This is a genomic window from Streptomyces sp. R35, assembly GCF_041053035.1.
In the GTDB taxonomy this organism is placed as follows: domain Bacteria; phylum Actinomycetota; class Actinomycetes; order Streptomycetales; family Streptomycetaceae; genus Streptomyces; species Streptomyces lutosisoli.
Genome location: NZ_CP163440.1, coordinates 7,139,376 through 7,164,156 on the forward strand (window position 1 = coordinate 7,139,376; position 24,781 = coordinate 7,164,156).

18 protein-coding genes are annotated in these 24,781 nt (G+C 69.7%); 13 read left to right on the plus strand and 5 right to left on the minus strand.

Features of this window, described 5'->3' with window-relative positions; translation table 11 throughout:
- The first annotated feature begins 185 nt into the window (after nucleotides 1-185).
- Both AB5J50_RS32480 and AB5J50_RS32485 read left to right on the plus strand, forming a co-directional pair.
- The gene (locus AB5J50_RS32480; protein WP_369261778.1) at nucleotides 186-593 is read left to right on the plus strand and encodes an ATP-binding protein; all 408 of its coding nucleotides are present in this window, start codon (nucleotides 186-188) and stop codon (nucleotides 591-593) included.
- 243 nt (nucleotides 594-836) lie between these two features.
- On the plus strand, nucleotides 837-3,455 hold the full coding sequence (locus AB5J50_RS32485) for a SpoIIE family protein phosphatase (RefSeq protein WP_369261780.1): 2,619 nt from the start codon (nucleotides 837-839) through the stop codon (nucleotides 3,453-3,455).
- Here the strand turns inward: AB5J50_RS32485 and AB5J50_RS32490 are convergent.
- Nucleotides 3,351-5,273, minus strand: coding sequence for a hypothetical protein (locus AB5J50_RS32490; protein WP_369261782.1), 1,923 nt, complete (start codon nucleotides 5,271-5,273; stop codon nucleotides 3,351-3,353). The two genes, AB5J50_RS32485 and AB5J50_RS32490, sit on opposite strands and share 105 nt — an antisense overlap.
- Before the next feature lie 577 nt (nucleotides 5,274-5,850).
- Here AB5J50_RS32490 and AB5J50_RS32495 point away from each other — a divergent pair.
- From AB5J50_RS32495 to AB5J50_RS32505, 3 genes are all read left to right on the plus strand, one after another.
- Nucleotides 5,851-6,885 carry a hypothetical protein gene (locus AB5J50_RS32495; RefSeq protein ID WP_369265576.1) on the plus strand — a complete coding sequence of 345 codons (1,035 nt, stop codon included), beginning with the start codon at nucleotides 5,851-5,853 and terminating at the stop codon, nucleotides 6,883-6,885.
- A gap of 129 nt (nucleotides 6,886-7,014) precedes the next feature.
- Nucleotides 7,015-7,326 (plus strand): hypothetical protein, encoded by a 312-nt coding sequence (locus AB5J50_RS32500; protein WP_369261784.1) that lies wholly within the window; start codon nucleotides 7,015-7,017, stop codon nucleotides 7,324-7,326.
- Nucleotides 7,323-7,661 (plus strand): hypothetical protein, encoded by a 339-nt coding sequence (locus tag AB5J50_RS32505; protein WP_369261786.1) that lies wholly within the window; start codon nucleotides 7,323-7,325, stop codon nucleotides 7,659-7,661. The genes AB5J50_RS32500 and AB5J50_RS32505 overlap by 4 nt, the downstream gene beginning before the upstream one ends.
- Here AB5J50_RS32505 and AB5J50_RS32510 read toward each other — a convergent pair.
- The 4 genes from AB5J50_RS32510 to AB5J50_RS32525 are packed head-to-tail and all read right to left on the minus strand — an operon-like array spanning nucleotide 7,636 to nucleotide 11,505.
- Nucleotides 7,636-8,412, minus strand: a complete 777-nt coding sequence (locus tag AB5J50_RS32510) for a succinate dehydrogenase/fumarate reductase iron-sulfur subunit (protein WP_369261788.1) — start codon at nucleotides 8,410-8,412, stop codon at nucleotides 7,636-7,638. The two genes, AB5J50_RS32505 and AB5J50_RS32510, sit on opposite strands and share 26 nt — an antisense overlap.
- A complete protein-coding gene (locus AB5J50_RS32515; RefSeq protein ID WP_327431475.1) occupies nucleotides 8,409-10,352 on the minus strand; it encodes a fumarate reductase/succinate dehydrogenase flavoprotein subunit in 1,944 nt (647 codons plus the stop codon). The genes AB5J50_RS32510 and AB5J50_RS32515 overlap by 4 nt, the downstream gene beginning before the upstream one ends.
- A gap of 17 nt (nucleotides 10,353-10,369) precedes the next feature.
- Entirely contained in the window at nucleotides 10,370-11,191 is an 822-nt protein-coding gene (locus AB5J50_RS32520) for a hypothetical protein (RefSeq protein WP_369261790.1), read from the minus strand.
- 23 nt (nucleotides 11,192-11,214) lie between these two features.
- On the minus strand, nucleotides 11,215-11,505 hold the full coding sequence (locus tag AB5J50_RS32525) for a hypothetical protein (RefSeq protein ID WP_369261792.1): 291 nt from the start codon (nucleotides 11,503-11,505) through the stop codon (nucleotides 11,215-11,217).
- Nucleotides 11,506-11,900: 395 nt separating this feature from the next.
- On the opposite strand from AB5J50_RS32525, the gene AB5J50_RS32530 reads away from it, so the two are divergent.
- From AB5J50_RS32530 to AB5J50_RS32565, 8 genes are all read left to right on the plus strand, one after another.
- Nucleotides 11,901-14,144 (plus strand): ABC transporter family substrate-binding protein, encoded by a 2,244-nt coding sequence (locus AB5J50_RS32530; protein ID WP_369261793.1) that lies wholly within the window; start codon nucleotides 11,901-11,903, stop codon nucleotides 14,142-14,144.
- A 205-nt stretch (nucleotides 14,145-14,349) separates the two neighbouring features.
- Nucleotides 14,350-16,257 (plus strand): translational GTPase TypA, encoded by a 1,908-nt coding sequence (typA, locus tag AB5J50_RS32535; protein WP_369261794.1) that lies wholly within the window; start codon nucleotides 14,350-14,352, stop codon nucleotides 16,255-16,257.
- Between the two features lie 572 nt (nucleotides 16,258-16,829).
- On the plus strand, nucleotides 16,830-17,858 hold the full coding sequence (locus AB5J50_RS32540) for an ABC transporter permease (protein WP_369261795.1): 1,029 nt from the start codon (nucleotides 16,830-16,832) through the stop codon (nucleotides 17,856-17,858).
- Between the two features lie 115 nt (nucleotides 17,859-17,973).
- On the plus strand, nucleotides 17,974-19,770 hold the full coding sequence (locus AB5J50_RS32545) for an ABC transporter substrate-binding protein (protein WP_369261797.1): 1,797 nt from the start codon (nucleotides 17,974-17,976) through the stop codon (nucleotides 19,768-19,770).
- Nucleotides 19,771-19,851: 81 nt separating this feature from the next.
- The gene (locus AB5J50_RS32550; protein WP_327431482.1) at nucleotides 19,852-20,829 is read left to right on the plus strand and encodes an ABC transporter permease; all 978 of its coding nucleotides are present in this window, start codon (nucleotides 19,852-19,854) and stop codon (nucleotides 20,827-20,829) included.
- A gap of 19 nt (nucleotides 20,830-20,848) precedes the next feature.
- Nucleotides 20,849-21,913 (plus strand): ABC transporter ATP-binding protein, encoded by a 1,065-nt coding sequence (locus tag AB5J50_RS32555; RefSeq protein ID WP_327431483.1) that lies wholly within the window; start codon nucleotides 20,849-20,851, stop codon nucleotides 21,911-21,913.
- A 56-nt stretch (nucleotides 21,914-21,969) separates the two neighbouring features.
- The gene (locus tag AB5J50_RS32560) at nucleotides 21,970-23,055 is read left to right on the plus strand and encodes an ABC transporter ATP-binding protein (RefSeq protein ID WP_369265577.1); all 1,086 of its coding nucleotides are present in this window, start codon (nucleotides 21,970-21,972) and stop codon (nucleotides 23,053-23,055) included.
- Between the two features lie 201 nt (nucleotides 23,056-23,256).
- Complete coding sequence (locus AB5J50_RS32565) at nucleotides 23,257-24,723, plus strand: hypothetical protein (RefSeq protein WP_369261799.1); 1,467 nt, start codon at nucleotides 23,257-23,259, stop codon at nucleotides 24,721-24,723.
- The last annotated feature ends 58 nt before the right edge of the window (nucleotides 24,724-24,781 follow it).

The window sequence follows — 24,781 nt, forward strand, 5'->3', positions numbered from 1 at the left end:
TCGCTCGATGACGGGGAGAGCCCGTGGGGCGCACGGAGGTCTGGTGGGGCGTAGGGGTGGGGCGGGTTGAAGGTTGCGTACGCCGTTCGTGCCACAGTGCGCCTTCGCGTGCGGTAAGGCATCCCGGATATCGGGTATGTGCCCATTAACCCCACGAAACCGGACATGGGTTCCTGGCCTGGGAAGTGATCGGCGTGATCGACACCGAAGGCGACTGCGCCGAGTGGACCTTTCCCGCGGAGCCGGGTGCCGTCCGCACCGCTCGTGCCGTCGTCAGGGGCCAGCTGCGCACCTGGGAGCTGGATTCCCTCGGTGACATCGCCGCGTTGCTGGTGAGCGAGCTGGTGACGAACTCCCTGCGGCATGCCGCGGGCCCCATCGGCGTACGGCTGGTGCTTCCCGCCGGGGTGCCGGACGCCCTGCTGGTGGAGGTCTCCGACCCGCTGCCGGATCCGCCGCGCGAACGGACCGCCACCGCCGACGACGAGAGCGGCCGCGGACTCCAGCTCGTGGCCAGCTCGTCCCGGCGCTGGGGCACCCGTCCCGGGGGCGACGGAAAGACGGTCTGGTTCGAGCTGGCGGTGCCTGGTTGACGGCTCGTCGGCCGGGGGGCGCGCGGCCGACTGGTTCAGGCCACTGGCGCCGACGGAACTCTTTGATTCGACGGGGCGCCACCTGGTTAGAAGACTGGGAGTATGTCGCGGCCGGTCCAAAAACCATCGGGACCGTGCTGTGATCGTGAACACCGTGTTGTGCGGCGCCGTAGTGCTGGATACTGCGGGCAGCCGCCCCCGGTGACCGGTGCCGGACGCGGTGAGCTGGAGGGGACGGTTCGCGTGAGCGAGATACCAGCGAAGGCCACGGAGTCCGAGGACCCGTCGGACCGCGCGAGGGCTGAGGCGGCGGGCGATTCCGCGCGCACGGTGCCCGGCGAGGATACGGGTGGGGCCACGGGCGACGCGATGTGGCAGAGCAGTCCGCCCGGTTCGATCTACGACTACATCAAGGTCGCCTCGTTCTCCATCGGCGCCGACGGGCTCGTCGACCAGTGGAGTCTGCGAGCCGAGCAGCTCTTCGGCATCTCCCCCGAGCGGGCTGTCGGCATGGACCCGATCGAGGCGTTCGTCGCCCCCGACCGGCGTGAGTTCGGGCAGCGCAAGATGGCGGAGATCCTGGACGGGCGCGAGTGGACCGGTGTGGTCCCCTTCCGGATGCCGGCCCCCGAGGGCGGCGGCGAGGGCGCCGAGGGGCTCGCCGAGGTCTATGTGATGCCCACCACTACGGAGGACGGCGAGCGGGCCGCCGTATGCATCGTCGTGGATGTCCGCACACTGCGCCGGATCGAGACGGACCTCGCCGCCTCGCAGTCGATTTTCGGTCAATCTCCGTTCGGCTTCCTGCTGATCGACACGGATCTGCGGGTCCGGCGCGCCAACCAGCGGTTCGCCTCGATTTTCGGCGGCGGCGTCGACGACCACCGTGGCAAGGGCGTTCACGACTATCTGCCGCGCTCGGAGGCCGAGCGTGTCTCCGCCACCCTGCGCCGCGTCCTGGAGACCGGCGACTCCATCACGGACATGCACGTCACCGGCTATCTGCCCGGCTCCGACGAACGCCGCCACTGGTCCATCAACCTCTACCGTGTGCACAGCGGAAGCGGCCGCCCCATCGGTATCGCCTGGCTCGGAACCGACATCACCTCCCGCCGCGCCGCAGCCCGTGAGGCGGCCGCGGCCCGGCGCAATCTCGCCCTTCTGAACGAGGCTGGTGCCCGCATAGGCAACTCCCTCGACCTGGAGACCACCGCACGCGAACTGCTCGACGTGGTGGTCCCCGGCTTCTGCGACCTGGCCACGGTGGACCTCTACCAGGGACTGCTGGCCGGCGACGAGACCCCGCCGGGGCTGGCCGACGGCAGCGCCGAACTCCGCAGGGTCGCCTTCGCGAGTGCCGTCTCCGACGCGCCCCTCGCCGGCGGACCGGCACCGGTGGCCGTGGGCGCGGTCCACCACTACCCGTTCAACTCGCCCTGCGCGGACGCCCTGCGCACCGCACGGCCCCAGCACATCCCCGCCGAAGAGGTCGGCCTCATCCAGTCCACCCTCGCGGTCCCGATGGTCGCCCACGACACCGTCGTCGGGCTCGCCCAGTTCTCCCGTACGAAGGGCAGCGAGCCGTTCGGGGAACGCGACCGCGCGCTCGCGGTGGAACTGGCCGCGCGAGCCGCCGTCTGCATCGACAACGCGCGTCTGTACCGCCGCGAGCACGAACGCGCGCTGATCCTGCAGAGGTCCCTCCTCCCACCGGGCGACCCGGAGGCCTCCGGCCTGGACATCGCCTGCCGCTACCTGCCGGGCAATGCGGCGACGGAGGTGGGCGGCGACTGGTTCGACGTCATCGAACTGCCCGGCCACCGCACGGCGTTGGTGGTGGGCGACGTGATGGGCCGCGGTCTGCGCGCCGCGGTGGCGATGGGTGAACTCCGTACGGCCGTACGGACGCTGGCCCTGCTCGACCTCGAACCCGCCGAAGTGCTCTCCGCGCTGGACGAGATCGCGCGCGGTCTTGGCACCCCCGGCGGGGTCCAGCAGGCCACTCGCGCGGCCCGGCAGCCGCGCGACGCGGATCTGTCGGAGGTGTACCTCGCGACCTGTGTGTACGCGGTCTACGACGCGGTGACCAGACGCTGCACCTTCGCCAACGCGGGCCATCTGCCGCCGGTGCTGGTGGAGCCCGGCGAGAGCGCGCTGATGCTCGACGTGCCGCCGGGGATGCCGCTCGGGGTGGGCGGCGAGCCCTTCGAGGAGGTTGAGGTCGAACTACCCGAAGGCTCACTGTTGGCGCTCTACACGGATGGACTGGTCGAATCCCGCGACCATCCCCTCGACGAAGGCCTGCAAGCCTTCGTAGGTGCCCTCACCGATCCCTCCAGCCCCCTGGAGGACGTCTGCGACCACGTCCTCAACACCCTCGACACCCACCACGGCGAGGACGACATCGCTCTGCTGATGGCACGTGTCCAGGGGCTGCCCGCCGATTCCGTCGGCGACTGGACCCTGCCGCGCGAGCCGCGCAGCGTCGGGCGCGCCCGTGAATACGCCCGTACGCAGCTGGTGTCCTGGGGCCTGGAGCCCCTCGTCGACACGGCGGAGCTCCTGGTCAGCGAGCTGGTGACCAACGCGCTGCGCTACGGCGAGGGCGAGATCAGGCTTCGGCTCCTTCTCGACCGGACGCTCGTCTGCGAGGTCTGGGACGCGGGGCTTGTTCAGCCGCGGCGGCGGCGGGCGCGTGACACCGACGAAGGGGGGCGGGGGTTGCAGCTCGTGGGCCTGTTGTCCGCGGCGTGGGGCTCACGACGGACCCCGCGGGGCAAGACGGTGTGGTTCGAACTCCCGTTGCCGGACGGGGAGACGGGGTTGGTGGATCCGGCGGAGGCGTTGCTGAGCCTGTTCTGATTTTCGCCCCCGCCGCCCCTGCCCGTCCCATCCCTGGGGCTCCGCCCCAGACCCCGGGGGCCGGTTCTTTGGCTGCGGGTGGGTGGGGGCTGGTCCAAAAGATTGCGCAGTTCCCCGCGCCCTTTCAGGGGCGGGGAACTGCGCAATCTTTAGGGGGGTCTGGGGGCGCAGCCCCCAGGGATGGGACGGGCAGGGGCGGCGGGGGCGAGAACTCGTCGTCGGGTCAGGTGGGGGACGTCGCCCGGGCGGATCGTGTTCGGGGGCCGCCGAAGCTTGCGGGGCCGCCTCCGACACCGAGGAGGATCCCGCCCAGCACGGCACCCCCACCCCGGCCCCCTCATGCCCCCCGAACTGATTGCCGAAGGCCCGCACATCCCGCTCGGCAAGCTCCCGAGCCTGACGGGCAAGAACATCGGCCCGCTGGACTTCGAGGAGAAGCGGAGCCAGGGCGACATGACGTTCCGCTTCCGCCAACCGCGTACGCGCCTCGCACCCCACCGCCCCCCGATGCGTCGTGATGAATCCCCCCGCGACGGCGACCGCACCGCGGGCGGGCAGCAGCGCGTGGTCGAGGAGGCCGCCGGCGCCCTCGGAGGAAGGGACGCCGTCGGACGTCGAGGCGAGCGCCGTGCCCGCCTCGGCAACGAGCCGCAGGACGTCCACAGGGTCGTACGGCCCGGCCGCCGTCAACCGGCGTACGTCGGCGAGGAGCGCCTCGGCGTGCGCGACATGCCCGGGCAGCGCACCGACACCCGCGGTCAGCAGCCGGCGGCGGGCCTCCGCGAGACCGGCCTCCACTGCGGTGAGCGCGGCGGGCAACTGCCCGGCGGCCGAGGCCAGTTCGCCCGCCAGCCGGTCGACACCGTTCACGAGGAGGCCCGCCTGGTCCACGGCCCCCTCCGCCGCGCGCAGATACGCGATGGCCTTGCCGACGTCGCCCCGGTCGAGGGACTGCCGCGCCTGGTTGAGATGGATCGTGGCGAACACGAGCCGGTCCTTGGCCTGTTCGACGTGGCCCGTGACCGGGAGGGACGCGGAAGGGGCGTACCGCTTGTGGAGGTCGCCGAGCGTCGTCTCCGTGGCCGGGGTGCGTGCGGCGAGCTCACGGAAGCGGGACTCCGCGTACTCCAGCGCGGTCGCCGCATTCCGCTCCAGGGCGCGCAGTTGGTCGAACCCGGCCGCCTCCGAGTCCAGCCGCCGCCCTGCCTCCGTGCAGCGAAGGACGATCTCCTCCAGCATGCCCCGGCTGTCCGCCGGGGCCGCTTCGTCGAGCCGCTGCCGCAGCCGGAAGGCCTCCGCCAGCTCGGACTTCGCGTACGCCAGCGCCTGCGCGTACGGCTTGACGGCTTCGTCTCCGAACTGGGCGGTGGCACAGCCGAGTTCCTCGGCACTGGTCCGGACCCAGTCGTCGGTGGCGACCAGTAACTTCCGGGCATTCCCGTCGAGTTCATGGACCGGTACGGGCATGGCGTGCGCGAAGCCGCCGCCCGGGGTCGTACGCGTCCTCGCCCGCCGCTTGCGCCGCCCGTACCCGTACGCCGCCAGTGCCGCCGCCGCGCCCACCGCGACGAGGGGCAGTACGAGATCTCCGGTGGCCGTCCCGTCCTGACCCGGGCCGCCCGCCGCCTCCTGCGCCCCCGCCTCATCGGTGACCCGCACGTTCCGCGCGAGGGTCGCCGGATCCCCGCCCCCCGCCCTTGCCAGGGGCAGCACCAACCACCCCACCGCCACCAGCCCCCCGAGCACGGCATGCGCCACCCGCACGGCTATGTGGGACGTGGCTCGGCGCGACCGGTTTCGGGTCTGGGGCAACGTCACATTTGGGAGCGTATGGCCCCTTGCACGCCGACGCGACCGGGGTACGCCGAGGCGGGGACGCCTAAGGTACGGGGGGATACGGGGGCGTACGGGAGGGGCGCGGGGGATGGATACGGGACGGACGGAATCCGAGGCGGAGGACGGCGCGGGAAGCCCGGGACCGGGAACGGAGTCCCACGCGGCCCAGGCCGAAGCGGCGGCCGACGCGGGAACAGCGCGGCCCGAGAGCACGGGCGAGCACGGCACGGCCGAAGTACACCGGCCCGCCCCAGAGGTCGCCGGCCCGGCCGGAGCGGACCGGACGGGCGACCCCGCACCACCGGCAGGTGCCCCCGGAGTGCTGACAGGCGAGGTCCCGCAGTCAGCCGGTCGCCCCGGAGTGCTGACAGGCGAGGGCGCGCAGTCAGCCGGTCGCCCCGGAGTGCCGGCAGGCGAGGGCGCGCAGTCAGCCGGTCGCCCCGAAGCGCCGACCGGCAACCCCGCGGAGCTGTCAGGCCGCCCCGAAGCGTCGGCAGATGCCCCCGCACCGTCCCCGAACGCCGCCGAGACGCCCCCGCGCCGTGCCACCCCCGCCTGGATCCGGCGCCTCGCCCGGGCCTGGCGTCACCCCTACCTCCGGTGGCCCAAACGCGTCGCCGTGACGCTCCTCCTCGTCCTTCTCCTCCCGACCCTCGCCGCCGGGATCGCCCTCCGGGTGAACTACGCCGGGGACCTGGCGCCCGGTACGCAGACCAGGAACCGTGACGCGATCTGGCTGGGGCATGCCTGGGTGGACGGGCGGAAGGGGGACGCGGACGTCAAGGCGCTGGCGGCGCGGCTGCGGAGTACCGGGATCCGGGATCTGTATGTGCACGCGGGCCCGCTGGAGCACGACGGGACGCTGCCCGTGACGGCGTACCCGTCGGCCGGCTGGCTGATCGCGGCCGTGCACCGTCAGCTGGACGGCGTGCGCGTCCAGGCCTGGCTCGGTGACGAGCTGGCGAGCGAGGGGCCGGTCGGGCTGCGGCTGGAGCGGGACGCGACCCGGGCCGCCGTCGTGCGCTCCACCCGCCAGATCCTCGCGGCCGGCTTCGACGGCGTCCACTTCGACCTGGAACCCCTCCACTCGGGCAACCGCGACTACCTCTCCCTCCTCGACGACCTGCACCGGGTCACCAAGGCCCGCGGTGTCCCCCTCTCCGTCGCCGCCCACCAGATCGACCCGCTCCCGGCGGCCAACTCCGTCCGCGGCGCCCTCACCGGACACCCCAAGTGGTGGTCCCAGTCCTACTTCGGCCAGGTCGCCCGCCGTGTCGACCAGATCGCGGTCATGTCGTACGACACGGCCATGCCACTGGAGAGCCTGTACGGCGGCTACGTCGCCCAGCAGACCTCCCTCGCCCTCGAAGTCACCCCGAAATCAACCGACTTGCTGATGGGCCTGCCCTTCTTCCACGAGGACGACATGAGTCACCACGGGTCCGCCGAGACGGTCGCGGCAGCCGTACGCGGCACCCGCCTCGGCCTCTCCCGCACGGACCGCCGCCGCGAACACTTCGGCGTGGCCCTGTACGTCGACTTCGCCGCGACGGAGTCCGACTGGACGGCGTACCGCGAAGGATGGGTCCGATGACGCTGCGCTTCCAGGACCACTACGAGTACAACCTTCAACAGACGGTCATGTGTCTGGAGAACCCGAGTTCGCGCGTGCCATGATCTGGGCACGCACCGTACTCGGCGCGCACCGGAAATTGGGGGACTGATGCACTGGTATCTGGTGGCGTTCGCCGTGCTGGCCGTGACCGGCCTCGCGGGGTTCGGGATCGCCGCGATCACGACCGGCTGGTTGCCGTTGTGGGCGCGCCGCCGTGTGCTGCGGCCCAAGGTGTGGGGCTACGGCTCGGTGCTGTCGGCCGCCGGCATGTCCCTGTTCATGTTCCTCGGGCCGTTCCGCGGGCCCGACGCCGAGATGACGCCCTTCGTGATGACCGGGTTGGCCCTTTTCCTCGCGGGCACCGTGCTTCAGGTGGCCGGGCAGCGCCCCGGCCGTCCCGCAAGTCCCGCAAGCCAATGAACCCGGACTGGCACCTGGCGCTGGGCCTCGTCGCGGGCGTGCTCCTGGGGCTGGGCGCCGCCGTCGGGATCGCCGCCGTGCGCACCGGCTGGCTGCCGAGGCGGGCGCGCGGCCGTGTCGTCAGGGCGCGGCTGTGGGGCCGGGCGACGCTGGTGGTGACGGCGTCCCTCGGGCTTCAGCCGCTGGCCCTGGCCCTGTTCGGCCCCGGCCCCGTCCAGTTCGCCGCCTCCCTCGTGTGCGGCGTCGGGATCATCACCAGCGTCGTCATGCGGCAGCGCGCGATGCGCGACCGCCGACGCTCCGGCCCCGCTACGACTCCCGGTCGCGCCGCCTGATCTTCGACCCCAGCCACACCAGCGGGTCGTACTTGCGGTCAACCGCCCTTTCCTTCAAGGGAATCAGGGCATTGTCGGTGATCTTGATGCCCTCGGGGCAGACCTCCGTGCAGCACTTGGTGATGTTGCAGTAGCCGAGGCCGTGTTCGTCCTGGGCGGTGCGCTTGCGGTCCAGGCCCGACTCCGCCGCCGCGTCCAGCGGATGCATGTCCAGTTCCGCCACCCGCATCAGGAAGCGCGGGCCCGCGAACGCCGGTTTGTTCTCGTCGTGGTCGCGGACGACATGGCAGGTGTCCTGGCACAGGAAGCACTCGATGCACTTGCGGAACTCCTGCGAGCGGTCCACGTCCTCCTGCCGCATCCGGTACTCGCCGGGGCCCAGCTCGGCAGGAGGGACGAAGGCGGGTACCTCCCTCGCCTTGGCGTAGTTGAAGCCCACGTCCGTGACGAGATCACGTACGACGGGGAAGGCACGCAGCGGTGTGACGGTGATCGTCTCCTCCCGCGTGAACACCGACATCCGCGTCATGCACATCAGCCGCGGCCGCCCGTTGATCTCCGCCGAACACGAACCGCACTTGCCCGCCTTGCAGTTCCAGCGCACGGCGAGGTCGGGGGCCTGGGTCGCCTGGAGCCGGTGGATGATGTCCAGCACCACCTCACCGTCGTTCACCTCGACCGCGAAGTCCTTCAGGCCGCCGCCCTTGATGTCCCCGCGCCACACCTTGAAGCGGGCCTCATAGCTGCTCACTCGTACAGCTCCTCTTCGGCGAGGTACTTGACCAGCTCCTCCTTCTCGAAGAGGGCGAGCAGGTCGGGGCGAATGGGTTCGGTGGTCTCGCGTACGAGATCGATCTGGCCCGCCACGGGGTCGGTGGCCGCCAGCCCGCCCGTCGGGTCGGTCAGTTGGCACAGCAGGTTGATCCGGCGCCAGGACCGCTCCATCGCCGGGTGGTCCTCGCGGGTGTGGCCGCCCCGGGACTCCGTACGCTCCAGGGCCGCCCGCGCCACGCACTCGCTGACCAGCAGCATGTTCCGCAGGTCGAGGGCGAGATGCCAGCCGGGGTTGAACTGCCGGTGGCCCTCCACGCCCGCCCGGCGCGCCCGGAGCCGCAGGTCCGCGAGCTTCTCCAGCGCCTGCTCCATCTCCGCCTCGCGGCGGATGATGCCGACCAGGTCGTTCATCGCCTGCTGGAGTTCCTGGTGCAGGGTGTACGGATTCTCGGGCGGGCGCCCGTTCTCCTGGCCCGCCTCGGGTCCCTCCGCCGAGAAGGGCCGCAGCGCCTCCGCGGCGGCCGTGTCGACCTGGATGTCGTCCACGGCGGGGCGGGCCCCGTCGAGCCCGGCCGCGTACTCCGCCGCGTGCAGCCCGGCCCGCCGCCCGAAGACCAGCAGGTCGGAGAGGGAATTGCCGCCGAGCCGGTTGGAGCCGTGCATACCGCCCGCGACCTCGCCGGCCGCGAAGAGCCCGGGGACGCCGCGTGCCGCCGCCGTGTCCGACTCGACCGCGATACCGCCCATGACGTAGTGGCAGGTGGGGCCCACCTCCATCGCCTCCGCCGTGATGTCGACGTCCGCCAGCTCCTTGAACTGGTGGTACATGGACGGCAGCCGGCGCCGGATCACCTCCGCGGGCATCCGCGTCGACACGTCGAGGAAGACCCCGCCGTGGGGCGAGCCACGGCCCGCCTTCACCTCGGAGTTGATGGCGCGCGCGACCTCGTCGCGGGGCAGCAGTTCAGGGGGGCGGCGGTTGTGGTCCGGGTCTTCGTACCAGCGGTCGCCCTCCTCCTCGGACTGCGCGTACTTCTCCTTGAAGACGTCCGGGATGTAGTCGAACATGAACCGCTTGCCGTCGGAGTTCCTGAGCACTCCGCCGTCGCCGCGCACCGACTCGGTGACGAGGATGCCCTTCACCGACGGCGGCCAGACCATGCCCGTCGGGTGGAACTGCACGAACTCCATGTTCAGCAGCGGCGCTCCGGCCAGTATCGCGAGGGCGTGCCCGTCGCCCGTGTACTCCCACGAGTTCGACGTCACCTTGAAGGACTTGCCGATACCGCCCGTGGCGATCACGACGGAGGGCGCTTCGAGGGTGAAGAAACGGCCGGACTCGCGCTCGTAGCAGAAGACCCCGGAGACGCGATCACCGTCCTTCAGGACCCGGGTGACGGTGCACTCCTGAAACACCTTGAGCCGGCTCTCGTAGTCACCGGTCTCCTTCATGTCCTCCTGCTGGAGCGACACGATCTTCTGCTGGAGGGTCCGGATCAGTTCGAGCCCGGTCCGGTCGCCGACGTGCGCGAGCCGCGGATACTCATGTCCGCCGAAGTTGCGCTGCGAGATCCGCCCGTCCTTCGTACGGTCGAAGAGGGCGCCCCAGGTCTCCAGCTCCCATACGCGGTCGGGGGCTTCCTGGGCGTGCAGTTCGGCCATCCGCCACTGGTTGAGGAACTTCCCGCCGCGCATGGTGTCGCGGAAGTGGACCTGCCAGTTGTCGTGGGAGTTGACGTTGGCCATCGCCGCGGCGATGCCGCCCTCGGCCATCACCGTGTGCGCCTTGCCGAACAGTGACTTGCAGATCACGGCCGTACGGGCGCCCCGTTCGCGCGCCTCGATGGCGGCGCGCAGTCCGGCGCCCCCGGCACCGACCACGACGACGTCCCACTCCTGCCGGTCGACCACGGACATCACAAGGCCCCACTCATCTAGAAGAAGCGCGGATCGTCGAAGGCGCCGGACGCGACCAGATACACGTAGAAGTCGGCGAGTGCCACACTCACCAACGACGCCCAGGCGAGCAGCATGTGATGGGCGTTCAGCTTGCCGACCCACTGCCACATCCGGTAGCGCACCGGATGCTTGGAGAAGTGCTTCAGCTTCCCGCCGACGATGTGCCGGCAGGAGTGGCAGGAGAGGGTGTACGCCCAGATCAGCGTGATGTTGACCAGGAACACCACGGTGCCCAGGCCCATGTGGCCCCAGCGGTAGTGCTCGTCGCGGAAGGAGAGCACCGTGTCGTACGTGAGGATCCCCGCGACGACGATGGCCGCGTAGAAGAAGTACCGGTGGATGTTCTGCAGGATCAGCGGGAAGCGGGTCTCGCCGGTGTACTTCTTGTGCGGCTCAGGCACCGCGCAGGCCGGGGGCGACATCCAGAAGCCGCGGTAGTAGGCCTTGCGGTAGTAGTAGCAGGTCAGGCGGAAGCCGAGCGGGAAGATCAGGATGATGACCGCCGGGGAGATGGCCCACCAGCTGCCGAAGAGGTCCGCGTTGGGGCCGGCGTGCATCGTCCCGCACCGCTCCGCCAGACAGGGCGAGTAGAACGGCGAGACGTACGGCGCGGCGTAGTAGTGCGCGTCGGCGAACGCCCGCCACGTCGAATAGACGACGAACGCCAGCAGACCGGCGGCGGTGGCGGCGGGGGCCAGCCACCACCGGTCGGTCCGCAGATGCGGGGCGGCGATCGCGGCGCGCGTACCGGTGTGTACACCGCCGCTGTTCAGATGGGGTTCCGTACCAGTGGCCAAGGGAGAGCTCCGGTCGGTTCGGGTCAGGGGGCGTGCCGGTCGCGGGCGCCGAGGCCCTCGTCGTCCGAGTCCGTCCACAGGGCGTCGTTGTACGGGGTGTCGGGGATGCGCACGAGGTCGGGGGGCTTTGGCGAGGTGGCACCGGGGGCCGTCTCACGCAGCAGCGCGACGCTCTCGCGCAGATGGTCGGCGTCGGCACGGACGCGGCGCATCTCGAGTCCGCCGCTGCCGATCTCCTGTTCCAGGCGGCCCACTGACCGGTTCAGGTCGTCGAGGCAGCGCTGCACTGACATCAGGTCGTCTTGCACGGACATGACGTGACCTCACTTCCGCGGGCCGTCGGGCCCCTGGGTGGCAACGTTCATGCGCCTGCGAGTGTTGCGCGTCACACCTGCCGGTGTGAAGGGACGTGCACCGATTGGCGGGCGTGCGCTGGGGGCGCCGGCCTCTGGGGATTGCGCCCCCGGACCCCTGCTTCGGCCTGAACGGCCTCGTCCTTACACGTCGGACGGGCCGATCCGAGCCGGCCGGCGTTGCGCCGCACGGGTGGGCTTGCCCTCACTCCTCGCGTGTCGCCACTGACAGGCGAACCCTTTCCTCTTCAGTGGGTCCGTAGATCTGATCAGCTCCATATATCCGCAAATATACCGCCAAATGTGATCAGAACCCCTGTTCACCCGCGGAGCGGCTCGTCCCGGAGGTTGCAGTGATGTCCCACGACGGCGTCGGACTGCGCGCGGTGATGCGCTCGGTCGCGTTCCTCACCGCTGGCGCGCTCGCGGTACCCGCCCTCACCGCGTGCAGCTCGGAGGACGCGGTGAGCAAGCCCGTCGCCGGGCAGGACATCGCGCCCGCGTCCCGCGACCTGGTCGCCGACGGCGGCACCCTGCGCTGGGCCGTGGACGCCGTACCGGAGACCCTGAACACGTTCCAGGCCGACGCCGACGCCGCGACCTCGCGGGTTGTCGGCGCCGTACTGCCGTCGATGTACCGGCTCGACCGGAACGGGCGCCCGCAGATCAACCCCGACTACCTGGAGTCCGCGAAGGTCATCGAGACCGAGCCCAGGCAGGTCGTGCTGTACAAGCTCAACCAGCAGGCGGTCTGGAGCGACGGCCGCGAGATCGGCGCCGCCGACTTCGCCGCCCAGTGGCGCGCCCTGTCCGGCAAGGACAGCGCGTACTGGACGGCCCGCAACGCCGGCTACGACCGCATCGAGAAGATCGAGCGCGGGAAGAACAACCTGGAGGTCCGCGTCACCTTCAGCCGGCCCTACGCCGACTGGAAGTCGCTGTTCTCGCCGCTGTACCCGAAGGACGTCATGGGCACCCCGGACAACTTCAACGACGGGGCGAGAAGGAAACTGAAGGTCACCGCGGGACCCTTCGCGCTGGAGAAGGTGAACCGCAAGGACGGCGAGGTCAGCCTCACCCGCAACCCGCGCTGGTGGGGCCGCCCCACCAAGCTCGCCCAGATCGATCTGGTCGCCGTCCCGCGCGACCAGCGGGCCACCGCGCTCGCCGCCGGCAAACTGGACCTGGCCGAGATCGCCCCCTCCGAGGCCGAGCGGATCACGCTCGCCGGCCAGGACAAGGGCAGCACCCCTCTCCAGGGCCCCGGCGCCACGATCACACCCGCAAAGGCGCTGCGCTCCTGGGCCCGCGCGTACGGCTCCGACGAGAACGCCGCCGACGAGGAGTCCCAGGCCCGCAAGAAGCGGCGCAAGGCGATCGCGAAGTACGCGGGCCAGCAGTCGGCCCTGAGCGGTTTCGTGGTCCGCAAGTCCCTCGAACCCGTCTACACCCAGCTCGCCCTCAACGGCTCCGGCGGCCCGCTCGCCGACGAACGCGTCCGCCGCGCCGTGGCCCGCGCCCTCGACCGCCAGGAGCTCGCCCAGGTGGTCCTCAAGCCGCTGGGCCTGCCCGCGGTGCCGGTCGGCAGCCACCTCGCCCTCTCCGGCCAGCAGGCGTACGCCGACAACAGCGGCGCCCTCGGTGGCCAGGACACCGCCGAGGCCCAGGCGCTGCTCGCCGACGCCGGGTGGGTGCCCGGCGGGCCGGTCACGGAGCAGAAGAAGGGCGACGCGGCCGGGTCCCGGGGCAAGGCGGCCGGCTCCCCGGGCAGCAAGGCGCACTCCGGGGACGGCTCCGGCGACGACGGGCAGTACATCGTCGGTGAGGACAACAAGCCCGGCGAGGCCGACCGGGAGAAGAAGAAGGACCCCAAGGACCACACCGGGCAGCACCACAAGAAGCACTCCGGGCAGCACGCGGACGAGCAGGCCGGCGAGCACCTCGACGGGAAGCAGTACTCCCGCCAGGGCGGGGCACCGGGGGCGTACGCGCCCAAGGGCACGGCCGCCCCGGCGGGCGCCGCGGCGGGCGCGCTCGCCAAGGACGGCAAGCCGCTGACGCTCCGCTTCGTCCTGCCCTCCGGCCCCGGCGCGGAGCCCCTGCGCGCCGTCGCCGACCGCATCGCACAGATGCTCCAGCGCATCGGCATCCGTACGGAGATGAACAAGGTCTCGGACGACAGCTACTTCAAGGACCACATCGCCTCGGGCCAGTACGACCTGGCGCTGTACTCGTGGCCCGCCTCCGCCTTCCCGGCCACCGACGCCCGCCCGATCTTCGCCAAGCCGGTGCCGGCCGCCGACGGCTCCCTGAGCGTCGAGCAGAACTACACCCGCGTCGGCACCGACCAGGTCGACCAGCTCTTCGCCCAGGCCATTTCCACGCTCGACGAGGACGAGGAGCGCGACCTCGTCCGCAAGGCCGACGCCCGGATCTGGGCCGCCGCCGGCTCGATCCCCCTCTACCAGCGCCCCCAGCTCACCGCCGCCCGCGCCAACCTCGCCAACACCGGCGCCTTCGGCTTCCAGACCCCCATCTACGAGGACATGGGCTTCCTGAAGAAGGGCGCGAAGGTCTCGGCGAGCCCCAGCGCCCCGTAAGGGGCGCGGGGCTGTGGCACTGTGCGGCTCCGCCGCGTGGGCGCGACAAGCCCCCACCGGCCCGCGCTGTGAGAACCGGCCCCCCGGAGGTCCTGCGGAGGCCCCCTCCGCCGGGGCCACGTACCATGGGGTAAGGCCGAGGCGTGTTTAGCCCGGCAGGGCCTCCGCGGAGGCCGTCCACTCACTCCGGGAGAAGCGCCTCAATATGGCCACGCGCCACGACATCCGCAACGTCGCCATCGTCGCCCACGTCGACCATGGCAAGACCACCCTGGTCGATGCCATGCTCAAGCAGGCCGGTGCCTTCGCCGCGCACGCCGCCGAGTCGCTCGACGACCGCATGATGGACAGCAATGACCTGGAGCGTGAGAAGGGCATCACGATCCTGGCCAAGAACACGGCCGTGAAGTACCACCCCAAGGATGGCGGCGACGTCATCACGATCAACATCATCGACACCCCCGGCCACGCCGACTTCGGCGGCGAGGTCGAGCGCGGTCTGTCGATGGTGGACGCGGTCGTCCTCCTCGTCGACGCCTCCGAGGGCCCGCTGCCCCAGACCCGCTTCGTGCTGCGCAAGGCGCTGCAGGCCCGCCTGCCCGTCATCCTGTGCATCAACAAGACGGACCGCCCCGACTCGCGCATCGACGAGGTCGTGAACGAGGCGTACGACCTCTTCCTCGACCTCGACGCCGACGAGGAGCAGATCGAGTTCCCGATCGTCTACGCGTGTGCGCGTGACGGCGTCGCCTCGCTGACCAAGCCGGAAGACGGCACCGTCCCGGCCGACAGCGACAGCCTGGAGCCGTTCTTCTCCACGATCCTCGCGCACGTCCCGGCCCCGTCGTACGACGAGGAGGCCCCGCTCCAGGCGCACGTCACCAACCTGGACGCCGACAACTTCCTCGGCCGTATCGCGCTGCTCCGCGTCGAGCAGGGCGAGCTGCGCAAGGGCCAGACGGTCGCGTGGATCAAGCGTGACGGCACCATCAGCAACGTACGCATCACCGAGCTGCTGATGACCGAGGCGCTCACCCGCAAGCCCGCCGAGAAGGCCGGCCCCGGTGACATCTGTGCCGTCGCCGGTATCCCGGAGATCATGATCGGCGAGACCCTCGCCGACCCCGAGAACCCGATCGCGCTGCCGCTGATCACGGTCGACGAGCCCGCGATCTCCATGACCATCGGTACGAACACCTCGCCGCTGGTCGGCCGCGGTGGCACCGGCAAGGGCGCGGAGAACAAGGCCGCGGTCAAGGACCGCAAGGTCACCGCCCGCCAGGTCAAGGACCGCCTCGACCGCGAGCTGGTCGGTAACGTCTCCCTGCGTGTGCTCGACACCGAGCGCCCGGACGCCTGGGAGGTCCAGGGCCGTGGTGAGCTCGCGCTCGCCATCCTGGTCGAGCAGATGCGCCGCGAGGGCTTCGAGCTGACGATCGGCAAGCCGCAGGTCGTCACGCAGCAGATCGACGGCAAGACCCACGAGCCGGTCGAGCGCATGACGATCGACGTGCCCGAGGAGCACATGGGCGCGGTCACGCAGCTCATGGGCGTCCGCAAGGGCCGCATGGACAACATGTCCAACCACGGCTCGGGCTGGGTCCGCCTGGAGTTCGTCGTTCCCTCCCGTGGCCTCATCGGCTTCCGGACCGAGTTCCTGACCGGGACGCGCGGCACGGGCATCGCCCACTCCATCCACGAGGGCCACGAGCCGTGGTTCGGCACGCTGACGACCCGTAACAACGGTTCGCTGGTCGCCGACCGCGCGGGCGCCGTCACCGCGTTCGCGATGACGAACCTCCAGGAGCGCGGTGTGCTGTTCACCGACCCCGGCACCGAGGTGTACGAGGGCATGATCGTCGGCGAGAACTCCCGCGCCGACGACATGGACGTGAACATCACCAAGGAGAAGAAGCTCACTAACATGCGCTCCGCCGCCGCCGACTCGTTCGAGGCGATCGTCCCGCCGCGCAAGCTCTCCCTGGAGCAGTCGCTTGAGTTCTGCCGCGACGACGAGTGCGTCGAGGTGACCCCGGAGGCCGTTCGCATCCGCAAGGTCGTCCTCGACCAGAAGGAGCGCGGTCGCTCCGCCAGCCGCGCCAAGCACGGCTGATCGACTGTGCAGTCCGGCTGAGCGATCGGCCGACTGAGCCCGGGTGCCCCCATTGATGGGGGCACCCGGGCTTTTTTCAACCCGTTTTACGCACCTCGTGTCCGAAATGCGGAACCTCCCGCCCGATACGCATGTAACACGTCCGTTTCGCGGGCTTCTCCCTCAGATCATTTTGTCCAGATTTTGGAAGATGTACGCGTGAGCTGTGATGGAACCGAGACCTAAAGGCAGTGGTCGGTATCTGGCTCATGTCAGATAGTTAGCCGCGTAACGCTCGGGTCAATGGGTCATGCGCTGTGGGGACAGCGCCGACTCACGAGCACAGTGGGGTGTTTGACCCTCCGTCAGGGGTGTCGGAGGTCAATCAGAGGCCCCTCCTGTCCGTGCACCGGTTGAGTCATGAGGAGGCACCAGATGCCAACTACGCGTGTTCACCTGCGAGTTGTCGCACGCCGCGCCCTTGCGCACAGCGACCGCTAGGCATACGTCTCTCCTGATCCGCATGGTCCGAACGTGGCCGCCCACACCCTGTGGCGGCTGCGGAATCGGCGTACCCATGAAATGGACGAACCATGACGAGTCCGATCGAGATCGAGGGCGCGGAAGCCTCCACCGAGGTCGACGAGCAGACGAAGCAGAAGCGTTCCGCCGAGCCGGAGCTGCTGGAGGGCCGATCGCCCGGCCAGCTGATGTGGCGCCGGTTCAAGCGCGATCGCAGCGGTGTCGTCTCCGCGTACATCGTGATCTTCTTCTTCCTGATCGCCGCCCTCGCTCCGCTGATCTCGAAGCTGTACGGCAAGAACCCGTACACGCTCTACGGGCAGGACAACCCGCTGCTCCTGAACGACTTCAACATGCCGTCGGGTCCCAACGGCGGCATCACCTCGGAGTACTGGTTCGGGATCGAACCCACCCTGGGGCGCGATGTGTTCATGCAGCTCCTGTACGGCATGCGCACCTCGCTGTACACGGCGCTCGCGGCGACGATCGCGATGGTGTTCATGGGGGTGCTGATCGGTCTGGTCGGCGGCTACTTCGGCGGCAAGGTCGACTACTGGCTCGGCCGGCTCACGGACTTCCTGCTCGCCTTCCCGCAGCAGCTGTTCATGATCGCGGCGATGCCGGTGATCACCGTGGCGTTCGTCGCTCCTGACGAGGAGACGCCCACCTACATCCACGCGCTCGCGATCATCGGAGTCCTGTGGTTCCTCGGCTGGATGGGCCTCGCCCGGCTCATCCGGGCGGTCACGCTCTCGCTGCGCGAGCGGGAGTTCGTGGAGGCCGCGAAGGTCGCGGGCGCCTCGCCGTGGCGGATCATCCGCAAGGAACTGCTGCCCAACCTCGTCACACCGATCCTGGTGCAGGGCACGTACATGCTGCCCAGCACCATTCTGTCGGTCGCGTTTCTCTCCTTCGTCGGTGTCGGCTACACCGAACCGACCCCCGACTGGGGCCGGATGTTCGCCATCGGGTCGGACATCTACGAACAGGACCCGGTCTACATGTTCTTCCCGGGTGTCGCCATGGTCGTCTTCGTCGTGGCGTTCAACCTCCTCGGTGACTCGGTCCGGGATGCCTTCGATCCCAAGACGGGCCGCTGACTCCGAGTACGGGGGGTGTCGCTGCCACCCGGGAGCCGGCGACGACCGGCCGTGCACTGCCAAGCAGCACCAGTGGATCACTGATCACAACTCACAGGCAGGTGGACTCGACTCCATGAGCATCCTCAGTTCCCGCAGAGCGCGGACCGCCGTCGTCGCGGTCGCGGCCGGCGCCCTCGCGCTGGCAGGCTGCAGCAGCAGTGACAACGGCAACTCCACGAACAAGAGCAAGGACAAGAAGGAGGCCGCGGCCCAGTCCGCGGCGGTCAAGATCGGCACCGCGGCGGACTCGACGGGGCCTGCCGAAGAGGTCACGGGCGCCAAGCCCGGCGGCACGGTACAGGTGTACGAGGAGGACGACTTCTCGCACCTCGACCCGGGCCAGATCTACGTCAGCGACGCCGGCCTGCTCTCCAAGCTCATCTTCCGCGGCCTGACCACGTACAAGGAGGACGCCAAGGGCGGCCTCACCGTGATCGGTGACCTCGCGACCGACGCCGGCAAGATGTCGGACGGCGGCAAGACGTGGACGTACACGCTGAAGGACGGCGTCAAGGACGAGACCGGTCATGTGATCGACTCGAACGACATCCGGCACACCTTCGAGCGGCTCTACGACCCGTTCATCACCGACGGTCCGTCCTACATCCAGCAGTGGCTGTCCGGTGCCGGCACCACGTACCGCAAGGCCTACGCGGGTCCGTTCAAGGGCAAGCACCTGCCGGACACCGTCCTCGCGACCCCGGACGACAAGACCGTCGTCTTCCACTTCTCGGCCGCGCAGCCCGACCTGCCGCAGGCGCTGGCGATGGCCGGCTACTCCGTCGTCCCCGAGAAGACGGACACCAAGGCCAAGTACGACACCAAGCCCGTCGCCGTCGGCCCGTACAAGGTCGCGGAGTTCAAGGCCGGCAAGAGCGTCAAGCTGGTCAAGAACACCAACTGGGACGCGAAGACGGACGCCATGCGCCACCAGTACGTCGACGGCTTCAACATCGACATCAACCACGACGACGAGGACCAGACCAAGACGATCCTCGCCGACCGCGGTGACGCCAAGAACGCCATCATGATGACCGGTCAGGTCGCCACCACCCAGGTGCAGAAGGTGGTCTCCGACCCGGCGGCGATGAAGCGCACGATCCAGGGCTACGCCCCGTACGTGTGGCAGATGAACTTCAACATGGACCGCCTCAAGGACAAGAAGATCCGCGACGCGATCACCTACGCCATGCCGTCCACCGCGGTGTACAAGGCGGATGGTGGCGCGTACGGCGGTGAGGTCGCCAACAGCCTGATGTCGCCCACCACTCCGGGCTACCAGAAGGACTACGACCCCTTCGACCGGGCCAAGCACCCCAACGGTGACATCGCCAAGGCGAAGAAGCTGATCGAGGAAGCCGGCGCCAAGGGCAAGAAGATCGTCTACGCCTACGCCAACATCCCGGTCCGCCAGCAGCAGGCCGTGCTCGTCGAGAACGCCCTCACCAAGATCGGCCTCGACGTCCAGAAGAAGGAAGTCGACGCCGCCACCTGGTACGAGCAGATCGGCAAGGTCGACAACGGCTTCGACATCTACATGACCGGCTGGGGCCAGGACTGGTCCTCCGCCTCCACCGTCTTCCCGCCGCTGTACGACGGCACGCAGATCCAGGACGGCGCGTCGAACTACTCGCACATCAACGACGACCACGTGAACTCGGAGATCGTCCGCATCCAGAAGATCACGGACACCGCCGAGGCCACCAAGGCCTGGACCGCGCTCAACCAGTACATCAGCGAGAAGGTCAACCCGGCGTCGCCGATCTACTACACCAAGGTGTTCCAGATCGCCGGCACCAACGTGGGCGGCCTGCGCTACTCCACGGTGACGAGCTACACCGACCCGACCCGGGTCTTCCTCAAGAGCTGACCACCCTCCCGGGGCGCACTCCAGCGAGTGCGCCCCGGGCGCTCCTGTCCCTGGCCGCCGTCCTGAGAGCAGCGTTCCGCCATGCTTCGATTCATCCTTCGCCGGACGTTCGGCGCGATGCTCATCCTCCTGCTGATCAGCGCCTTCACGTTCTTCATGTACTACGCGATCCCCCAGGACCCGGCCACCCTCGCGTGCGGCAAGAACTGCACACCGGACGCGCTGGCGATCATCCACAAGAACCTGGGGCTCGACGAGTCGATCCCGGTGCAGTACTGGAAGTTCCTCTCCGGCATCTTCGTCGGACGGGACTTCGCCGTGGGCCACTGCCCGGCCCCCTGCTTCGGTGTCTCCTTCCGTGACCAGCAGATGGTCTGGGCCACGATCATGGACCGCTTCCCGCTGACGCTGTCCCTCACGATCGGCGGCCTGATCGTCTTCCTCATCGTCGGCCTCGGCACCGGCATGATCGCCGCCCGCTACCGGGGAACCTGGCTCGACAAGGTCTTCAGCTCCATCTCGCTGGTGCTGAGCTCGTTCCAGATCTACTTCCTCGGCCCGATCATGCTCGGCATCTTCGTGTACAGCACCGGCTGGCTGGACAAGCCCAAGTACGTGCCGTTCACGGAGAATCCGGCGCAGTGGTTCATGGGACTGCTGATCCCCTGGGTCGTCATGTCCGTGATCTTCACCGCCAACTACACGCGCATGGCCCGCTCGACGATGATCGAGCAGCTCCAGGAGGAACATGTGCGCGCGGCCCGCGCGAAGGGCATGACCGGCAGATACGTCTTCTTCCGGTACGCCTGGCGCGGCTCGCTCATCCCGATCCTCACCATCCTCGGCATGGACCTCTCCGCGCTGCTCGGCGGCGCCGTCGTCACCGAGTTCACCTTCGGTCTCGCGGGCATCGGCCGGCTCGCCGTGGACTCGGTCGTCGGCAAGGACCTGCCGAAACTCATGGGCGTGATGCTCTTCAGTGCCGCCTTCATTCTCCTGCTCAACGTGATCGTGGATGCCCTGTACGCCGTGATCGACCCGCGTGTGCGGCTGTCCTAGTGCTTGAGGAGACCTCTCAGTGACCACACTCACCAAGCCCGAGGACGGCGCGGCGCCGGCCGGCTCCGACGCGTTCCTCTCGGTCCGTGACCTCCAGGTGCGGTTCTCCACGGAGGACGGCGTCGTCAAGGCGGTCGACGGGCTCTCCTTCGACCTGGAACGCGGTACGACACTCGGCATCGTCGGCGAGTCCGGGTCCGGGAAGTCCGTCACCAACCTGACCATTCTGGGCCTGCACTCCCCGCTGAACACCACGATCGAGGGCGAGATCGTCCTCGACGGCAAGGAACTCATCACCGCCACCGAGACCGAGCTGGAGCGGCTGCGCGGCAACAAGATGGCGATGATCTTCCAGGACGCGCTGACCGCGCTGTCGCCGTACCACACCGTGGGCCGGCAGATCGGCGAGCCGTTCCGCAAGCACACCGGGGCGTCCAAGAAGGAGGCGCGGGACCGGGCCATCGAGATGCTGGGGAAGGTCGGCATCCCGCACCCCCAACAGCGCGTGGACGACTATCCGCACCAGTTCTCCGGCGGTATGCGCCAGCGCGCGATGATCGCGATGTCCCTGGTCTGCAACCCGGACCTCTTGATCGCCGACGAGCCGACGACGGCCCTCGACGTCACCGTCCAGGCGCAGATCCTGGACCTGCTGAAGGACCTCCAGCAGGAGTTCGGCTCCGCGATCATCATGATCACCCATGACCTCGGTGTGGTTGCCAACATGGCGGACGACCTGCTCGTGATGTACGCGGGGCGGGCGGTGGAGCGCGGCACGGTCCGCGAGGTGCTCAAGAGTCCGCAACACCCGTACACCTGGGGCCTGCTGGCCTCCATGCCGCGCCTGTCGGCGGACGTGGACGAGCCGCTGACCCCCATTCCGGGCACACCCCCGTCGCTGCTGAACCCTCCCTCGGGATGCCCGTTCCATCCGCGGTGCGCCTTCCGGAGCGAGGTCGAGGGCTCCGACCGGTGTGTGGACATCCGGCCCGAACTGCCGGTGGGGCGCGGCGCCGCCTGCCACCTCACGCCGGACCAGAAGAGCCGCATCTTCACCGAAACGATTCGGCCCAGGCTGGGCTGAGGGGACTGACTGTGAGCGACGCTGTGAGCGACGAGAAGACCGCGGTCGCGGCCGACGTGATCCCCGGGCAGCGGGACGCGGACCCGGCCGAACCGCTGATGCGGGTGCGCGACCTGAAGAAGTACTTCCCGGTGAAGGGCGGCTTCCCGATCCGCCGCACGATCGGCGACGTGCAGGCCGTGGACGGCGTCTCCTTCGACGTCTTCGCCGGTGAAAGCCTGGGCCTGGTCGGCGAGTCGGGCTGCGGCAAGTCCACGACGGGACGGCTGCTGACCCGTCTCCTGGAGCCCACGCAGGGCACGATCTCGTACCAGGGCAAGGACATCAGCCGCTCCACCCGGCGCCAGCTGGCCCCGATCCGCTCCGAGATCCAGATGATCTTCCAGGACCCGTACGCCTCACTGAACCCCCGCCAGACGGTCGGCACCATCATCTCCTCGCCGATGGAGATCAACGGCGTCAATCCGCCCGGCGGCCGCGAGGCCCGCGTACGCGAACTCCTGGAGACCGTCGGCCTCAACCCCGAGCACTACAACCGCTTCCCGCACGAGTTCTCCGGCGGTCAGCGTCAACGCATCGGCGTGGCCAGGGCGTTGGCGCTCTCGCCGAAGCTGATCGTGGCGGACGAACCGGTCTCCGCGCTCGACGTCTCCATCCAGGCGCAGGTGGTCAACCTGCTCCAGGAGGTCCAGCGGGAGATGGGCATCGCGTTCGTCTTCATCGCCCACGACCTCGCGATCGTCCGCCACTTCTCGCAGCGCGTGGCGGTCATGTACCTCGGCAAGATCGTGGAGATCGCCGACCGTACGTCGCTGTACACCGGACCGCGCCACCCCTACACCCACGCGCTGATGTCGGCCGTTCCCGACGCGGACATCGACGCCGAGAAGAAGGAACGCATCCGCCTCCAGGGCGATGTGCCGTCCCCGATCTCGCCGCCCTCCGGCTGCCGCTTCCGTACGCGCTGCTGGAAGGCGCAGGACAAGTGCGCACAGGAGGAACCGCCACTGATCCGGCTGTCGGGCAACGCCGAGGGGCATTTGACGGCCTGTCACTTCCCCGAGGACCCGACGATCGAGGCGCGGGCCGAGGACATCGTGCTGGACCCGGCGCTGGCGGCGCTGGAGGGCAACGACGACTAGGACCACCTCTCTGGACCCGGCATCAGTGTCCCGCCGAAGCCGGGTCCTGGGTGGCACGTCAAACGACGGCGCCTGGCAGAAGGAAGGCGCCTGACGGAACGAAGGCACCTGACAGATCGCGGTCAGGGAGGCTATGCTCCCCGCGATGATGACTCCCTCTGTTCAGAGATTGGGGGCCCCGTCCACGCAAGGTGAGTGCTGATGCTCACTCAGACCGCGTACGGGGACTCCTCCCTTTCCTGCTGGCGCCTTTCCTTCTGGCCGCGCGTGCGAGAGTTCGCCGTGCCGCCGTCCATGATCGAGACTGCGACCGCCCGCCGCTCTGCCGGGGACTGGGCAGGGGCGTGCGCCGCCGCAGGCATCGACGTCGACTTCAACCTGCGTTCCGTGGCGCGCACTCATGGCCACGACCTCGTAGCCCAAGTCCGGGCCGATCTGCGCCACTTGGCTCCCGACCTGCTGCGCTGGCACATGCCGAGGATCGCTCCTGACGGGCTGCTGCGGCCCGGTCTGACCATCGCTCTGGCTCGGTACGAGTACGAGTACGAGCACGACGCCGCGGGGCGCGACGGTGCGCGCCCGGTGCACCTTGTGGTCCGGACTCCGCCGGCCTGGGCGGACGGCGGGCAGCGGATCAGCCTCGCGCTGTGGGACGGATCCCTCGACGGATCCGCCTTCGGGGCAGGCATCGACCGGCATCCGCATCCTCATCCCCATCCCAGCCCGCGGTTCCGCCTCGACCTGCACCGCCACTTGTGGGACGCGCGCAGGGCCGGGGAGCTGCGGGTTCGCTCCGGGGCCGACCGGCCGCCCGCCGACGGACATTCCGCGGAACCGGACCCGCTGGGGTTGGTGCCGCGGGGGCGCAGCTGTGCCGTCGACCGGTGGGCGGCCGAGGCGGGGATCCTGCTCCGCGCCGAGGGGCGGACGACCGGTGCCGTGGCCGTGCGGTTCGGGGGCCGGCACCGGCTGCTGCTGGACCTCGCCGGGGACGGGGACGGCCTCGGGCCGCCCGCCCTGCGGATTGCGGCAGCGCCCACGGACGGCACCTTCTCCGCGCTGCCGGTGCTGCCCGACGCCGCGACCTGGGTGCTGCCCGACCTGGAACTGATCCGCACCGGTGCGATCGAGGCCGGTCAGCTGCACCCGCTGGTCGCCTCGGCGCTCGTACCGGATCGTTCGCCGGCCGGTTCCTCCTGGACTCCGGACCGGCCGGACCGGGCGGGACAACCGCGCATCGTGGAGTGCCGGGGAGCCCAGCACCGGATCGCCCTGGTCGACGGGGTACTGGCGCCACTGGACCACGACCCGGACGAGATCCGCCGGGAGGAACTGCTGGTCGCACTGACCGGTACTCCGCTGCCGTGCCTGCGGGCCATCGACGAGGCGCACCGCCGTCCGGACTGCCTCACCGGTGTCCGTGAACGCCTGCACCACGGCGACATCGCCGGTGCGCTGGCCGTCGTCGAAGGCCTGCTGGGCCCCGACGCGGTGCTGCGCGGCGGCGCTCTGCGGGACGAACTGGAGGCCGCCGCGCTGCGGCGGATCACCTACGGACTGTTCAGGGCGGGCCTGGTCGGACCCGGACCTCGATCCGGCCGTCTCACCCCGGGCCCGAGCCGTCCTCCCGGCCACCGCACACACCCGCGCCATATGTCCCCTCGCTGACCGGCTCTCGCTGACCCGGCTCTCGCCGACCGCGCTCTCGCTGACGGGGGACGTCTGT

Coding starts and splice junctions, on each gene's coding strand:
- typA (WP_369261794.1), top strand. CDS start 14,350: ATGGCCACGCGCCACGACATCCGCAACGTCGCCATCGTCGCCCACGTC.
- AB5J50_RS32500 (WP_369261784.1), top strand. CDS start 7,015: ATGCACTGGTATCTGGTGGCGTTCGCCGTGCTGGCCGTGACCGGCCTC.
- AB5J50_RS32540 (WP_369261795.1), top strand. CDS start 16,830: ATGACGAGTCCGATCGAGATCGAGGGCGCGGAAGCCTCCACCGAGGTC.
- AB5J50_RS32530 (WP_369261793.1), top strand. CDS start 11,901: ATGTCCCACGACGGCGTCGGACTGCGCGCGGTGATGCGCTCGGTCGCG.
- AB5J50_RS32565 (WP_369261799.1), top strand. CDS start 23,257: ATGCTCACTCAGACCGCGTACGGGGACTCCTCCCTTTCCTGCTGGCGC.
- AB5J50_RS32505 (WP_369261786.1), top strand. CDS start 7,323: ATGAACCCGGACTGGCACCTGGCGCTGGGCCTCGTCGCGGGCGTGCTC.
- AB5J50_RS32525 (WP_369261792.1), bottom strand. CDS start 11,505: ATGTCCGTGCAAGACGACCTGATGTCAGTGCAGCGCTGCCTCGACGAC.
- AB5J50_RS32545 (WP_369261797.1), top strand. CDS start 17,974: ATGAGCATCCTCAGTTCCCGCAGAGCGCGGACCGCCGTCGTCGCGGTC.
- AB5J50_RS32515 (WP_327431475.1), bottom strand. CDS start 10,352: ATGTCCGTGGTCGACCGGCAGGAGTGGGACGTCGTCGTGGTCGGTGCC.
- AB5J50_RS32550 (WP_327431482.1), top strand. CDS start 19,852: ATGCTTCGATTCATCCTTCGCCGGACGTTCGGCGCGATGCTCATCCTC.